This window comes from Dehalobacter sp. DCA (genome assembly GCF_000305775.1).
Taxonomy (GTDB): domain Bacteria; phylum Bacillota; class Desulfitobacteriia; order Desulfitobacteriales; family Syntrophobotulaceae; genus Dehalobacter; species Dehalobacter alkaniphilus.
Genome location: NC_018866.1, coordinates 1,560,786 through 1,575,616, shown reverse-complemented (window position 1 = coordinate 1,575,616; position 14,831 = coordinate 1,560,786). Strand labels below are relative to the sequence as shown.

12 protein-coding genes are annotated in these 14,831 nt (G+C 43.4%); 11 read left to right on the top strand and 1 reads right to left on the bottom strand.

All coding sequences use genetic code 11. The features are described 5' to 3' along the window. The first annotated feature begins 44 nt into the window (after window positions 1-44). The 11 genes from rfbG to DHBDCA_RS07525 all read left to right on the top strand — a co-directional run bounded on the left by rfbG (window position 45) and on the right by DHBDCA_RS07525 (window position 13,181). Window positions 45-1,130: a CDP-glucose 4,6-dehydratase gene (rfbG, locus tag DHBDCA_RS07575; protein ID WP_015043624.1), complete on the top strand. Its 1,086-nt coding sequence runs from the start codon at window positions 45-47 to the stop codon at window positions 1,128-1,130. A 34-nt stretch (window positions 1,131-1,164) separates the two neighbouring features. Beyond that, window positions 1,165-1,995, top strand: a complete 831-nt coding sequence (locus DHBDCA_RS07570; RefSeq protein WP_242824876.1) for a transketolase — start codon at window positions 1,165-1,167, stop codon at window positions 1,993-1,995. Further along, the gene (locus DHBDCA_RS07565; protein WP_015043622.1) at window positions 1,992-2,921 is read left to right on the top strand and encodes a transketolase family protein; all 930 of its coding nucleotides are present in this window, start codon (window positions 1,992-1,994) and stop codon (window positions 2,919-2,921) included. Before DHBDCA_RS07570 ends, DHBDCA_RS07565 begins: the two co-directional genes overlap by 4 nt. A gap of 22 nt (window positions 2,922-2,943) precedes the next feature. Beyond that, entirely contained in the window at window positions 2,944-4,137 is a 1,194-nt protein-coding gene (locus DHBDCA_RS07560) for an FkbM family methyltransferase (protein WP_015043621.1), read from the top strand. Beyond that, a complete protein-coding gene (locus DHBDCA_RS07555) occupies window positions 4,127-5,113 on the top strand; it encodes an FkbM family methyltransferase (protein WP_242824875.1) in 987 nt (328 codons plus the stop codon). The genes DHBDCA_RS07560 and DHBDCA_RS07555 overlap by 11 nt, the downstream gene beginning before the upstream one ends. Continuing rightward, complete coding sequence (locus tag DHBDCA_RS07550) at window positions 5,106-6,107, top strand: NAD-dependent epimerase/dehydratase family protein (RefSeq protein ID WP_015043619.1); 1,002 nt, start codon at window positions 5,106-5,108, stop codon at window positions 6,105-6,107. The genes DHBDCA_RS07555 and DHBDCA_RS07550 overlap by 8 nt, the downstream gene beginning before the upstream one ends. Window positions 6,108-6,152: 45 nt before the next feature. Continuing rightward, the gene (locus tag DHBDCA_RS07545) at window positions 6,153-7,892 is read left to right on the top strand and encodes a thiamine pyrophosphate-binding protein (protein WP_015043618.1); all 1,740 of its coding nucleotides are present in this window, start codon (window positions 6,153-6,155) and stop codon (window positions 7,890-7,892) included. 59 nt (window positions 7,893-7,951) lie between these two features. Continuing rightward, window positions 7,952-9,238, top strand: coding sequence for a protoporphyrinogen/coproporphyrinogen oxidase (locus DHBDCA_RS07540; RefSeq protein WP_015043617.1), 1,287 nt, complete (start codon window positions 7,952-7,954; stop codon window positions 9,236-9,238). A 58-nt stretch (window positions 9,239-9,296) separates the two neighbouring features. Further along, complete coding sequence (locus DHBDCA_RS07535; protein WP_242824874.1) at window positions 9,297-10,457, top strand: FkbM family methyltransferase; 1,161 nt, start codon at window positions 9,297-9,299, stop codon at window positions 10,455-10,457. Beyond that, entirely contained in the window at window positions 10,444-11,406 is a 963-nt protein-coding gene (locus DHBDCA_RS07530; RefSeq protein ID WP_015043615.1) for an aldo/keto reductase, read from the top strand. Before DHBDCA_RS07535 ends, DHBDCA_RS07530 begins: the two co-directional genes overlap by 14 nt. 77 nt (window positions 11,407-11,483) lie before the next feature. After that, window positions 11,484-13,181 carry a glycosyltransferase gene (locus DHBDCA_RS07525; protein WP_242824873.1) on the top strand — a complete coding sequence of 566 codons (1,698 nt, stop codon included), beginning with the start codon at window positions 11,484-11,486 and terminating at the stop codon, window positions 13,179-13,181. A gap of 862 nt (window positions 13,182-14,043) precedes the next feature. On the opposite strand, the gene DHBDCA_RS07515 is transcribed toward DHBDCA_RS07525, so the two are convergent. Then, window positions 14,044-14,730: a helix-turn-helix domain-containing protein gene (locus DHBDCA_RS07515; protein ID WP_015043612.1), complete on the bottom strand. Its 687-nt coding sequence runs from the start codon at window positions 14,728-14,730 to the stop codon at window positions 14,044-14,046. Window positions 14,731-14,831 lie beyond the last annotated feature (101 nt).

Here is a 14,831-nt window from a genome sequence, read left to right as displayed (position 1 = left end):
TTGTCAAAACCTAAAACATGGAACGTAAGGGTGGACAGTGGCATATGGATAAAAAAGCGAGTCTGACCAATAAAAGATTTTACCTGGGAAGGCGGGTGTTCTTAACCGGTCATACAGGCTTCAAGGGTGCCTGGCTTACTGCAATCCTGTATGCGCTGGGCGCAGAGACCAGAGGATATGCGCTTGCTCCCGAGGATGAATGCCTGTTTGAGAAAATCAAGGGCGGCAAAATGACAGACAGTGTGACGGGTGACATAAGGAACGCTGAGCACCTGAAGGAGGCACTTTGTTTTTTCAGGCCGGAAATTGTGATCCACCTCGCAGCCCAAGCCATTGTCCAGGACTGTTATGACGATCCGCGCAATGCCTATGAAACCAATGTTATGGGCACAGTGAACTTGTTTGAGGCTATCCGCGCCTGCGACAGTGTTAAAAGCGTTGTTGTCATTACGACCGACAAAGTGTATGAGAACAAAGGCGACGGTGCTGTGTACGCGGAGACCGATCCACTCGGCGGGGTTGACCCTTATTCCAGTAGCAAAACATGTATGGAGTATATTGCTGAGACGTACAAGCGATCCTATCTTCAGACCGGGGAGAGGATGGTGGGTGTTGCCACTGTTCGGGCCAGCAACGTGCTGGCCGGCGGTGACCACGTGCAGTCACGGCTGATCCCGTCCATATTAAGATCGATTGCGGCGCGAAAACCTGTCGAGCTTCGCAATCCTCGCCAGACGCGGCCCTGGCAGTCCATGCTAGACGCGCTGAACGGATACTTGTCTGTCGGACGCCTGCTGTATTCTAATCCCGGGGACTATTCAAGCCAATGGAACATCGGTCCCACCAAGGATGGAATCAGAGAGGTCCTGTGGGTCGTACGCAAAATGCAAGGCTTTTATGAAGGACCCGCAGAATATTTTATCGGTGAAGCCGCTTCGCAGGTGATAGAGTCAAAGACGCTGGGTCTGGACATAACGAAATCACTGGCAAAGCTTGATTGGGAACCTGAGCTCAGCTGTGACGATATGCTCCGTGAAATTGTGGGATTTTTCAAAGGTCAGCTTTCCGGCAGAGAAGAACGTGAACTCTGCCTTGAACAGATCCATCGATTTTATCATATCTACTTCTAATGACTGGCTGAACACTGGAAAGAAGGTTAATTCAATGAGTTTTACTAGAATTGAAACTGACGATGTTGCTGAATTTGCCCGGCAGGTCCGTATGGACGTTGCCAGGATAACAAACCGTACCAGGGATTCTCATATTGGCGGAGGCTATTCGTCTATTGATATTATGTCTGTCTTATACAAACGTATCCTGAATCTCACCAAAGACAATCTGGACGATCCGGGACGAAACGTCTTTATCCTCAGCAAGGGTCATATTGCGGCGTCTTACTATACCGTGCTGGCTCATATGGGGATCATTCCGATGGAGGATCTGGAAAAACACACGCAAAATGGGGAAAACTATGCCGGCCACACCCGCCGTTATGTTACGCCCGGTGTCGAGATGTCAGCCGGTTCGCTCGGGCACGGACCAAGTGTCGGTGCCGGAATGGCTTACGCCAAAAGGCTGCAGGGGCTGCCGGGCAATGTCTATGTCCTGATGGGTGATGGGGAGTGCAACGAGGGTTCCGTTTGGGAAACTGCTATGTTTGCAGCGAAATTCCATCTCTCGAATCTGGTACTCATTATAGACAGAAATCGCCTTCAGTCCTATGGAAGCGACGTTGAAGTCATGGATATGGGTGACATCAAAGCCAAATTTGCCTTTTTTGAATGCAATGCGCTTGAGATAAACGGCCACGACTACGATCAGATTTACCGGGCATTGATGACCGCCTGCGGACGCAACCAGTCCAAGCCCACTGTTATCATTGCGAATACCGTGAAGGGGAAAGGTGTGTCTTTTATGGAAAACCGTCTCGAATGGCACTTTAAATCCCCGAGTGACGAACAGCTTGTGATTGCGTTGAAGGAGTTGAGCAGATGAGAATCACCTATATCAACACCCTGACCAAGATGGCTCGAGAAAATCCTAAAATCGTCTGTGTGATTGGCGACACGGGTTTTTCCGTGTTTGAAGATTTTGAGAAGGAGTTTCGGGACCGCTTTGTTAACGTTGGTATTGCAGAACAAAATTTTGTCGGATTTGGTGCCGGGCTCGCGGCCATGGGGCTAAAACCCTATATCTACAATGTTGCATCGTTTATGACCCTGCGGGCAATGGAACAGATTGTGCTGGACGTATGTTTTCAGGAGAATCCCGTTGTCATGGTAGGTGTCGGCGGAGGTTTGGCGTACGGGAACGCGGGGCCGACCCATCATGCGCCCTTTGACATCGCGATGCTGCGGGTGCTGCCCAATATGAATATTATCTGCCCTGCTGATCCGGTGGAGATGCGGGCAGCCATGCTTGCTTCCGAGCACTTTGACAAGCCTCTTTATATCCGGATAGGACGCAGTGTAGATCCCATTGTGCACAACAAGGAAATCGATTTCCGGATCGGTAAGGCACTAAAAATGAGGGACGGCGGCGACGCGGTACTGTTTGCCACGGGAACGATGGTCAAGGATGCCGTCAAGGCCTGTGAGCTGCTCGAACATAAAGGAATATCCATGGCGCTCTACAGTATGCATACCATAAAACCTCTTGACGAAGAGCTCATATTAAATTGCGTCGGGAAATACAAGGCGATGTTTACGCTTGAGGAACACAGTATGATCGGCGGATTGGGCAGTGCGGTATCCGAAGTGCTGGCGCGGCATATGGGCAGCTTCAGCGTGAAATTAAGGCCTTTTGGTTTTCCCGATGATTTTGCTCCGGTGACCGGATCAAGGGAATATCTGAATGAACTGTACGGGATTTCCCCTGTAGGTGTTGCTGCCGGCATCGAAGAAACACTAAGTCAAAGATAGAACAAACGTTAAGGTGAGGACAATGAAATCAGTTCAGGAACTTTTTTACGAATTTGACCAAAAGCAAAAAAACATTGAGATTTCTATTAAAAAAATGAAATCCGATCTTGGACGGTTTACGAACGGTATTGTCCTCTACGGTGCAGGCAGTGCCGGGATTGCCTTCTTGTATGTTTTACGGGATATCGGAATTGAGCCAAAGTATTTTGCCGACGGGAGCGATGCCAAATGGGGCAGTTTTGTTGAAGGGCTTGAAGTTATCGCGCCGCAGGATATTATTCGCAGGGCAGGAGATAACACGCTGGTTATCGTTACCATCAATACGGACGGAAAAAGGTACTGCAAAAGCTTTGATGAAGCCTTGCGTACCGGCGGGCACACGGGAGTACATCAAAAACTGCGGGAATTCGGGTGCCGTCACTTGATAGACTATACGTTTTTCAGAAGATGCCACGCGTTGTTTGATGGAGATAGGTATAACCTGCCTTCGTGCTCGGATGTCTACCAGATGAGCAGTCACAGGGGCGATATCGAGAAAGTCTATCAGATGCTTGCGGACGACCTCTCCCGGGAAGTATTCCTGAAGATCCTTGAATTCAGAATGCTGGATGATTCACTTGCCATTCCGACGATGACCCAGGAAAAGCAGTATTTTGAAGATGACTTTTTAAAAAAGCGCCCGGATGAGGTTTTTGTGGACTGCGGGGCTTTCAACGGGATTAGTCTGCAGACGTTCCTCGGAGAGAACGATAATACGTTTCAAGGCTACTACGGCTTCGAACCGGACGGGAGCAACTTTAAACGGCTGGAAGATTATGTGGCCGGAATGCCGGAGGATATCCGAAAAAAAATCAATCTTATTAAAGCCGGTGTTTACAGTCATGACAGGGGTGTAAACCTCTATTCGCTGAATGGCCCCGGCAGTTTTGTAGCGGATATCGGAAAGGAACGCATCAGGACGGTTACGATTGATGAAACTCTTGGCGGGGTCCAGGCGACCTATATCAAAATGAACATCGAGGGTTCGGAGATTGAAGCCCTGAAAGGTGCAGAACAGACGATATGCAGGTACAAGCCCCGCCTCGCAGTGGCCGGCTATCACAAAACATGGGACTTTTGGGAGATCCCTTTAATCATAAAACAGTATAGGGACGATTATACACTATATCTGCGGTCTTATATGAATCATATTTCGTTTGTGTATTATGCTAACTAATAAAGTTCAATGGAGGAAGTGTCAAATGCGACTAAGGGAAGTACAAAATGCATATAAAAAGGCTGAGATTACCCGATTCGAAGCTAATAAATTGATAATGCCAGTATTGGACGTTCTATATGACCTTTCAGATTTAATAAAGGAATCGTGTATTTCCAAGATAGAGCTTGATGGAACAAATATTGTCTTTACAATCGAATATGAAAAAGAACAAATCAAACTCTGTGCAGAACAAGGCGCCTGCATTTCGGTTGTGTCCAATATTCTTGCGACAAATACTGTTGAAGCGGAATTGGAAGATAATCTGTACGAACTTATCCCAGAAAATGCTGTAGTATTTGACATTGGAGCAAATATCGGATGGTATTCCGTTTGTATAGCCAAACACCATCCAGATGTTCAGGTATTCTCATTTGAACCGATCTTTTACACGTTTTTATATTTAAAAAAGAATTTGCAGCTGAACAGTTTAAGCACAGAAAGAATCTATAACATTGGATTGTCCGATGAAAATAAACAGGCCATTTTTTATTTTAATAATAAATGTACAGAAACCAGCTCCATGAGAGACCTGAAATATATCAATGATGAATCTCAACAAATAGAATGCAAAATCCGTCGGTTAGACGATTTTTGTACTGAACAAAAAATTGATCATGTTGACTTCATAAAATGTGATGTGGAAGGTGCTGAGTTTTTTGTTTTCCGTGGCGGTTTGGGAACGATTAAAAAAAGCAGACCAGTCATATTTACCGAAATGTTGCGGAAATGGTCCTCGGCATTTGATTACCACCCAAACGATATTATTTTACTTCTCGCAAGTTTGGATTATGTCTGTATTGCGTTAAACAGAAATGGAAAGAAACGCATCTTGATGGAGGTTAATGAAGATACTGAAGAAATGAATTATTTGTTTATACCGCAGGAGAAACTGGCTGAAACAGTGTCGAAATTGAAGGGTTTTACTAATGGATAATCAGCTAAAGAAGTATACGAACACTATAATTAATGATTGCCTTAAGGACGGAGATGTATTTCTTGTTACCGGGGCGGATGGATTCATTGGTCGGAATATCGTAAAATTTCTTAAGAAATTTTTCATTGCGAATGGATTTACATCTTCAAAGATAACTGCGGTTGTGCATAATTTGGATAAAGCTCGTCAGACCCTTGGAGAATCCAAATATTTAGAATTGATCTTTCAAGATATTACTAAAGAATTTTCATTAGAAAACAAAGCGGATTATATCATCCACGCTGCCGGAATATGTGACACAAAAAGGTGTCAAGAAGACCCGATGCAGGTAATGGAGGTCAATGTTAACGGCACAAAAAATTTACTTGAATTTGCAGTTCGAACTAATGCCAAAGGGGTGTTGTTGATTAGCAGCGCAAGTGTATATGGAAAAAGCTCAAATGCAGTATTGTCTGAGAGTGATATTGGGTTTATAGATTATGGAAATATTAATAATGTGTATGCGATTAGTAAACTGAATACTGAATTTTTCGGTGCGTTATATCTCAAAGAATATCAATTGCCGATAAAAATTGTTCGTCCGTTTCATTTATATGGATCAGAAATGCATCAGGACAATACTGTCGCTGAATTTATATCCTGTGCAAATAATAATCGTGACATCATCATTCATTCGAACGGGCAGCAATTAAGAAATTTTACCTACATCTATGACGCAGTAGAAGCTATGGTTCATGTAATGTTTCATGGAGAAATTGGACAGGTCTATAATATAGGCAGTAAGAGTTCAACAATTTCGATATTAGATCTCGCTAAAAAAATTCAGCATGCCGCAAAGGGAAAGACATTTGACATTATTGTGGAATCGTCTGGATTAACTGTTCCAAGCAATTATTTGGATATGGTTCCGTCGACCTTGAAAATTGAACAATTGGGATGGAGCCAACGAGTCGATTTGGATGAAGGTATCTCGTTGTTCTTCTCATCAAATTGACAGTTCACGATTGTATAAACTCAATCATAGCTGGAGGACAAGGCCATGACTGTATCTGAATATATTTTTGATTTTTTGCAAAAAAAAGGACTTAAAACAGTTTATATGGTATCAGGGAGTTCCGCCATGTGGCTGACCGACGCACTCAAGAACAACGAAAGACTTCAGGCTGTTTGCTGCCATCATGAACAGGCAGCTGCCATGGCAGCCGCCTGTTACGGTAGAGTCGGAGGAGTACCCGGCGCGTGCCTCGTTACTATTGGACCGGGAGCTACCAATGCTATTACGGGAGTAGCTGGTGCCTATGTGGATTCCTGTCCAATGTTCGTGTTGTCCGGACAGGCTAACTCCCGGATCTTGCAGTATCAGATAGATACCGGAATTCGCCAGAAAGGTACCCAAAGTCTCAACCTGGAGCCGCTGGTTTCATCGATCGTCAAATACTTTGCTGCCGTCATGGACCCCAAGGATATCCGCTATCATATGGAAAGGGCCTATTTTGAGGCCATGAACGGGAGAAAAGGCCCGGTATGGCTGGATGTTCCCGTCGATATTCAGAACAGGCAGGTTCCTGACGAATTAGAAATGGAAGGCTTTATTGTCCCCGAGCAGGTTTGCGAAGATTTTGATATTTTTGAGATCGTTAATATGATTAAGATTGCAAAAAAACCCTTGATCCTGGCTGGATATGGCGTAAGAAGCGCCGGCGCATCAGATATGTTGAAGGCATTTTCTGCAAAATATCAAATTCCGGTTGTTACCTCCCGCGGCGGCATTGACGTTATCGAATCTGATCATCCGCTCTTTGTCGGAAGACCAGGAAGTTATGGTGACAGAGCTTCACACTTTGCAATACAGAACTGTGATTTACTTTTTATCCTGGGCAGCAGGCTTGCGGTTTCCACGATCGGATATTATCCAGAGAGGCTTGCGGGTGAAGCAAAAAAAATCATGGTGGATATCGATACGAAAGAGCTGGATAAAAACGATGTGTCTGTTGATATAAAACTCTGTTATGATGTAAAAAGCTTTTTGGAGAAGATGCTGGCTGCTGAAGCGAAAGTTATGATGGATGACAGGATGGAGTGGCTGGAATTCTGTTTGAATAACAAGAAAAAGTATCCCGTTGTGCAGGAAGAATACCGTCAGGAACATCCGATCAACAGCTATCATTTTACTGAACTGCTGACGGAGCAGGTTCCCGAAAATACAAACATTATTGTGGACACGGGCAGCGTGTGCAATATTGTATCTCAGACATGGAAGATTAAAAGAGGACAGAATTATATAATTTCTGGAGGGCTTTCCAGTATGGGCTTTTGGGCGGCTTCTATCGGGGCTGCGGCGATGTCGGATAAAGTCATTGCTCTGGCGGGGGATGGTTCCGCGCATATGAATATCCAGGAACTGGCTACACTGAAATATAATGACCTTCCTATAAAACTATTTGTTTATAACAATCATGGCTATCTGCTGATACGGCACAATCAGCACAATTATATGAACGATCGTTTCCTTGGCGTTGGCCCTGACAGCGGCTTAGAAATGCCTGATTTTTGTGCTGTCGCTTGCGCCTACGGTATCAAGGCCGTAAGAATCTCTAACAGAGAAGAGATCGCAGATAAGGTACACGAAGTCCTAACTTACGACGGGCCGGTGGTCTGCGAGGTTATGGTGCAGGAATTTGGCATTATCGCACCGAGAATAGCCTCCAGAGTAATGCCGGACGGCACCCTAAAGGCTGCAGAATTCGACGATTTGTGGCCGTTCTTGGATAAGGAGTGAATGACAAATTTCATTTAAGTTTCAGCGTAGTTCAATACGAATCAAGGATGGAGGTTATCATGGGAGATGTCAAAGTCGCTGTCCTGGGCAGCGGAGTTTCGGGGCTTTCTGCGGCGTATACATTAAGGAGAAATGGAATAGAGGCGGCAGTCTTTGAGAAGAAGAACCATTATGGGGGCCTTTGCAGCAGCTTTACGGTTGACGGATTTACCTTTGACACCTTTGCTCATCTGGCTTTTTCCAAAAATTCGTATTTCAACGGCTTATTTGAAGATAAAACGGAATATTTTGTTCATATGCCCGAAGCACTGAACTATTATGATGGTATCTGGGTAAGAAATCCTGTCCAAAACAATCTCTTTTCACTAAAGGTTGAGGAGAAGATAGAAATTATCAAAGGCTTTATCGGACGCTGGGATAGGTCAGTTTTTAACTTTGATGACTGGCTGAGAAACCAGTACGGTGACTATTTTACCGATCATTTTCCAGCTAGATACACAAGAAAATACTGGACGGTGGAATCCTGTGAGCTGGAATCAAAATGGGCGGAAAATAGAATGTATAAGCCATCCATTGACGAGGTGCTTCGCGGAGCAATGTCTGAGGATACGCCAAATGTGCATTATTCCAAGGAAATGCATTATCCGAAGTTCGGCGGCTTTCAAGCATTCCTGGCACCATTAGCCGAAGACGCGGATATCCGCTTCTCGATGGAAGTCTGCGAAATCGATCAGAAAAGCAAGACACTGAGCTTTTTGAATCATGAACCAATGGCATATGACAGGCTCATCTCGACAATTCCGCTTACGGAGCTGATCCCGATCATGAAGAATGTACCCTGGGAAGTGAGGAAGTCTGCTGAAGGGCTGGATTACACATCTGGAATTATGGTTTCGCTGGGATTTAACAGAAAGAATGTCTCACCATCCTTGTGGTTTTATATTTATGATGAAGAGATATATCCCTCAAGGGTCTATTCACCGAGTATCAAGTCGCCGAACAACGTACCGGAAGGCTGCAGTTCTATTCAAGCGGAGATCTATTTTTCAAAGAGGAAGCCCTTGACGGAATTGCCGGAAGTTATCGCCGAAAAAGCAATTGAACAGATGGCGTGGATGGGTCTTTTCAAAGAGAATGAGATTTTGGTTAAAGATGTGCGAGTTGAAAAATATGCTAATGTGATGTTCACGCCGGAAATCTATCATAACCGAAAAATCGTGCGCGACTATTTGGATTCTGTGGGAATCTTATATGCCGGTCGGTTCGGAGAATGGGATTATCTATGGGTAGATCAGAGCCTGCTGAGCGGAAATCGGGCTGCGGAAAAGCTGGTAGACGATCTTTAAAGACGAATACCCTGCTAAAACAATTATTTAAAGGTTGATTAGGTAGCGGTGAGAGAAAATGAATGTGACTATAAAACAGTTACTGCAGAATTTGCAATTTGATACAAAGAAAGATGGTTGCGCTTGTGCACTGGATGGAAATCAACCAGTAATCATCTATGGTGCAGGCTATTGCGGTGCCTTGTTCTGTGAACTGATGCTGAAAGCTGACATAAGACCGGTCTGCTTTTTCGACTGTAACGAAGCCAAAGCGGGCGCTGAAATGATGGGAACGAAGATATGCCTACCAAAGACCCTGGAAAATTCCGAGCAATACTTTGTTGTCGTCTGCATGTTTCAGAAAGGAATTCTTTTCGATCAAATTAAGGAAATGCTGACAGGTATGGGCTATGCCCATGTCATACACGTTTACGAAATCAGGTATGACAGGAAGTTTTTCAACGGGCAAAATTTAATTATTTCACCCGACTTATTGTTGTTGAGAAAAAACAAGTCCTCTATTGAAAGAGTACACGGTTTGCTCAGTGATGAATTATCCAAGGATACCTACCTGAAATTGATGGAATTTTTGATACAGGATTACGATGCTTCTATACCGTCTCTGCCAATAAGGGAACAGTATTTTGCTTATGACGTATATGAGCGGAAAGATAACGAAGTTTTCGTTGACTGCGGAGCGTTCAAAGGCGAGGTCATGGATATCTTTATAAGCAGAAATCATGCAAAATTCAGAGAATATCTCGCAATCGAACCGGACACAGCGTATGTAAAGATTTTGGAAAAAAAGAAGAAAGAATACGGTGACGACCGAATTGCGATTCTTCCTGTTGCTGCAAGTGACAGCATCGGTATCGTAAACATCCGAAATTATGCTAATGAGAACTTAGTTGTGGTTGCTGATGGAGAATCAAGTGTCAATTGCCTGCCGCTGGATTATTTGCTTTCGAAAAAAATCCCGACATTGATTAAAATTGATGTGGAAGGGTATGAGCAAAATGTCTTAAACGGAGCTGAAAGCATGATCAAGGCCTATCAACCTGTACTGGCCGTTGCGATTTATCACAAAGAGCGGGATTTTTGGGAAATCCCGTTGAAGATAAAAGAAAAATATCCGTTTTATTCATTGTTTATCAGAAGCTATATGAATATTCAGGAGACCATTTTGTATGCGGTGCCGCCTAGCAGAAAGGTGAGGATGGTTTTAAATGAAATATCTTGACAAATATGGCATGCGAATGTCCAAAATTGGCTTGGGGACCGGCAGATTCGGAACGCTTGTTGATGAGAGAACATCTTTCGAAATGCTTGATCTATTTATTGCTGGCGGAGGAAATGTCATTGATACGGCAAAAAACTATTATGAATGGGTTGAAAACGGTCGTGGAGCCAGTGAAAAAACAATTGGAAAATGGATGGATTCCAGAGGAACGCGTGATAAAGTATACATTTCCACTAAAGGTGGCGTCAGAAACGAGGGAAGAAAGTTTTTTATCAATCTCAGCAGAGACAACCTGTGCTGCGAGTTCAAAAGCAGCCAGGATGCGCTGAGGAGAGAAAAGATCGATATCTATTTGCTGCACCGCGATGAGCCTGAACGTCCAGTAGAGGAGATCATGGAAACCCTTCAGCTTATTGCTGAAATCGGAGATGTCAAGGCCATCGGGGTATGCAACTGGAGTGCGCAAAGAATTGCATCTGCCAACACATATGCTGAAAGGCAGGGATACAAGCTGCTTACCATGATCCAGACTTGGTGGTCGATTGCGGCCTATACAGACGAGATGTGGAACGACCTAACAACAACGCATATGGACCAGAAAACTTATGATTATATTAAAAAGAATGATCTTGTTGGGATGGCTTTCACTTCTCAGGCCAAAGGCTTTTTTCAAAAGGCGGCGGCTGTTGGTCTTGACAAGCTGGATGGTTTTCTGAAACAAAGGATTGCGACAGAGAACAATCTAAAGATTCTGGAAGGTATTACCCAGTACTGTAGAGAGCATCATTGTTCACCGACGGCTGTAGTAAACGGGTATATCACATCAAATGACGTTGACGGGATAGCACTTGTCAGTTGCTCAACAATGGAGCAGTTGACGGATATCCTGGACAACTGCGACATAGAGGTTGAAAAAAGTTTTATACGGCATATTGACAGCCTTCGTTGAGCTTGTGTAAATCAAATTATGTCGTTATCAAGGAGAGTCTTGGCTTTGCTGTATTATGCCAGGATAGTTAGGAGTACATGATGGTTAATAATATCGATTTGTGCGTGCAAGTCCTTGAAGCTGTTCAGACACTTTCTGAAGCGTCGGACTATGTCATGGATCTATGTCGGAATGGCGGCGGCGGCTTTGAAAGTTATACATCACAGATGAGGGTAATGCTTTCTGCACTGGAGGAACCGCTCAATGTATTGGCAGAAGAAGAACCAGCGCTGACAGCGCAACTTTTCAAGGAAAATGCGGAATATTCACTGGAACGTATCTGTAAATTGTATAAAAATGACCGCAACAGAGCCGCTGAAAAGATTGAATTTGAATTATATCCAATCATCTGTGAATTGTACGTTGACATTTACTTCTACGGTGTTATCTATCCTGATAAAGAAAAAATACTTGATTACTTTAAATCGGACATGCCGAAGCTCTGTCCACTGCCATATGCAGAACAGTCGGAAAAAAACGGCGAATATAAATATGAGCTGTCCATTGTCGTACCGGCATATAATCACCTTGATACGACCATACAGTGCCTGAACAGCCTTCTGCAAAATATACCCGAAGGTCTAAAGTTTGAGTTAATCCTTTTTAATCATGGTTCCAGTGATGGGACACAGGAATATTTTGAAAGCCTGTATCCGACAAAACAGATTGATTTTAAAAATAATGTGAAAACGTTAAGCGTTCTAGGTCGTGTTATTGAAGGAAAATATTTTTTATTTGTTTCCAATGATGTTATTATTACCTCACGTTCCATTGAAAATCTGCTGACCTGTATAAAATCAGACGAAAAAATTGGCATGGCTGCGTCGGTAGCTCCCAATATATCCAATTTGCAGTCAATTCCAGCCGAATACCAGGGTATAGAAGAACTGAATAATTTTGCAGAGAAAAATAATATCAGCGATCCGTTCAGATGGGAACAACGAGTCCGGCTGACTCCGCCAGTATGTATATTTTCAAGCATAAACCTCTACGCTTATTCGTTTTTGGGATATGGTTATATATATCAAGAACGTGGTGTTGCTTTTGGTGATGATAGTTCAACGATGTTGCTGAGACGGAACGGATATAGAAACCTGCTTTGCAAAGATTCATATGTTCATCATTTTGGAAGCGTGACAATAAATGATGATATTGCAAAAAGCAAGGCTAAAAGTGATGTCTATACAATAGGTCGATTTGATTACAGGCGTATTTTTGGTATAGATCCCTGGGGAACAGGCTACTGTTACTGCTATGCCCTTATGCAGGCACTTGACCCCTGCAATGTGGATCATACCGACATCCTGGGTATTAACTGTGGAATGGGAGAAAACTCGCTGCATATTCGTGAACTTCTGAAACAGAATGTAAAAAATACTAACGTCACCCTTTACAATGTCACGGACGACAACACCTTTGCTCCAGACCTGAAAAGTTTTTCGGACAGATTTGAACGGATGGATTCTCTTGATGACATCAATAGGGTATTTGAGGGGCAACTATTTGATTACATCGTTATAGAGGACGACTTCAAAAAACGGCCTTCGCCAATGAATTATCTGGAAACTCTATACGCGCGCCTAAAACCCGGCGGGAAACTTGCAGTCTGCATACGGAGTAAATTAACAGGGCTGGACATAGTTAAAATGGAAAAAGAATTTTGCAGGAAATTTGGTGCTAAGCGGATTGATGGAAATGATGGGACGGATTGGATGGTCATAGAGAAGAATCATTAGTTTAGTATAATAACAGTTTTGTCCGTTTCCCATTTACAGAAACAGATTTATCCTAGTTCCAGATACGCCATAAAAGCGGAGTGACCAAGCCGTTTGAACGGATTAAAAGGGTTGAGACCGGATTCATGCACCAAAGATGCTTTTTTCCAGCATTATCGAAAAGCCAACAAATAAATGGCATTTTATTCCATAAAGATGTATCATCCAAAGCGACAATATCCCCTTCACTAAAGGTAGTTTAAGGGGTGCTGCAAAAAGCTTGAAGGCGTCCAAGACTCCTATTAAGCCAAGATAAGTCGTGCTTGAAAAACCGGCTGAACGCTGACTAAGAAGGCGGTCTATTGCCAAGAAACTGCTCAAGAATCGGCACCTTCGGGTCTGTTGACAAACGGTGTAGGATAAACTCAATTTAAAATTTGACTATTTTTTAATTTACTATACTAGTGTACTCAAATTCTAAAACGACGAATTTTTAACTTCCCCCAAGGGTCTTGTTAACTAAGAAATATCACCCGCCAAAATGGTATAATGAAAAAGGGTGAGTTGATGATGACAGAGCAAAAAAACAGACAAAACCGGATGCTGTGCGTATTAATGGAAGACCTTGTACCTAAAGGACACTTCCTTCGGAAGCTGGATGCGGCAATAGATTTCAGTCTACTACCTTCTTTACGCATTCCTGAGTACATGAATCCATTAGAAAAGCAGTCATTAAAGAAGAGTTTCTAAAGAAAAACGTAAGCAGAACCTTGCCGCTTTTCCTTCCATAAAGCGTATCCATTTCTATGACCGAAGTTTCTGGATTAGATTCAATAAAAGCCTTGAAGTCATCATAAGTTCGTCCGAGTCTGTGAGTCTGTACTCACTTCATTTGAAGAAGAGCCTTCTTGTATGGCTTGTACCTTACCTTCCTCGGAAGGTCGATGTTTCTTGCTGTGAAAACATTCATGTCAAAGTAGTTGTACAGAGTCCTCTGTAAACAGGGGATTTCCTTACGGTGATTGGCAAATATATGCGCAAGCGACTGTCCTTTAAGGACAAGCGGAGAAATCATGTCGTCAAGCTTTGACAGCTCATTAGGCGTGATATCGAGACCTTCCCTTGATGATTTCAGCAAGTCTTGGTAATTTGCATCTGCTACTTTAGCACGGTAATATTGCTGCTTTTCTGCGCGGCATACGATTGTACGCTCACATCCGTTGCACACATGCGGAAAGCGTAAGAGAGTCTGACACTTTACAGGAGCAAAACTGGAGCAAATTCTTAAACAGTTCAAAGTGGGGCATCTCTTGCATAAATGATTGCAGGAATCGCTGCATATATGCTTCTTTATGCATTCTCTGCGCTTGCTGCAGCTGATGACATCAGTCTGTTTGTTTCGTCTGCTTTTTATCCTGTTTCTCCGAACTTCTTTAGAAATAGTGGTAGGATCTTTTTCTAAACGATCAGCGATCACCTTGAGCGTGAATTTTTGGTTCAGCGCGTCTTCTATATAGTGTCTATCCTCTAGTGTTAAGCGTTTTCCTTTATTAGCCTTCTTGTGTTTCATAATTAACTACATCTCCTGACATGATCAGGACAGATATCCAGTTAATCTTAACAAAACAAAATCCGGCTGCAACACTAAATTCTGCTTTCTGCAATACTAAC

What these genes read in the sequence shown, in the direction of transcription:
- rfbG (WP_015043624.1), top strand. Translation starts at nt 45, where the DNA reads ATGGATAAAAAAGCGAGTCTGACCAATAAAAGATTTTACCTGGGAAGG.
- DHBDCA_RS07515 (WP_015043612.1), bottom strand. Translation starts at nt 14,730, where the DNA reads ATGAAACACAAGAAGGCTAATAAAGGAAAACGCTTAACACTAGAGGAT.
- DHBDCA_RS07525 (WP_242824873.1), top strand. Translation starts at nt 11,484, where the DNA reads ATGATGGTTAATAATATCGATTTGTGCGTGCAAGTCCTTGAAGCTGTT.
- DHBDCA_RS07560 (WP_015043621.1), top strand. Translation starts at nt 2,944, where the DNA reads ATGAAATCAGTTCAGGAACTTTTTTACGAATTTGACCAAAAGCAAAAA.
- DHBDCA_RS07530 (WP_015043615.1), top strand. Translation starts at nt 10,444, where the DNA reads ATGAAATATCTTGACAAATATGGCATGCGAATGTCCAAAATTGGCTTG.
- DHBDCA_RS07570 (WP_242824876.1), top strand. Translation starts at nt 1,165, where the DNA reads ATGAGTTTTACTAGAATTGAAACTGACGATGTTGCTGAATTTGCCCGG.
- DHBDCA_RS07545 (WP_015043618.1), top strand. Translation starts at nt 6,153, where the DNA reads ATGACTGTATCTGAATATATTTTTGATTTTTTGCAAAAAAAAGGACTT.
- DHBDCA_RS07555 (WP_242824875.1), top strand. Translation starts at nt 4,127, where the DNA reads ATGCTAACTAATAAAGTTCAATGGAGGAAGTGTCAAATGCGACTAAGG.
- DHBDCA_RS07565 (WP_015043622.1), top strand. Translation starts at nt 1,992, where the DNA reads ATGAGAATCACCTATATCAACACCCTGACCAAGATGGCTCGAGAAAAT.
- DHBDCA_RS07535 (WP_242824874.1), top strand. Translation starts at nt 9,297, where the DNA reads ATGAATGTGACTATAAAACAGTTACTGCAGAATTTGCAATTTGATACA.
- DHBDCA_RS07540 (WP_015043617.1), top strand. Translation starts at nt 7,952, where the DNA reads ATGGGAGATGTCAAAGTCGCTGTCCTGGGCAGCGGAGTTTCGGGGCTT.
- DHBDCA_RS07550 (WP_015043619.1), top strand. Translation starts at nt 5,106, where the DNA reads ATGGATAATCAGCTAAAGAAGTATACGAACACTATAATTAATGATTGC.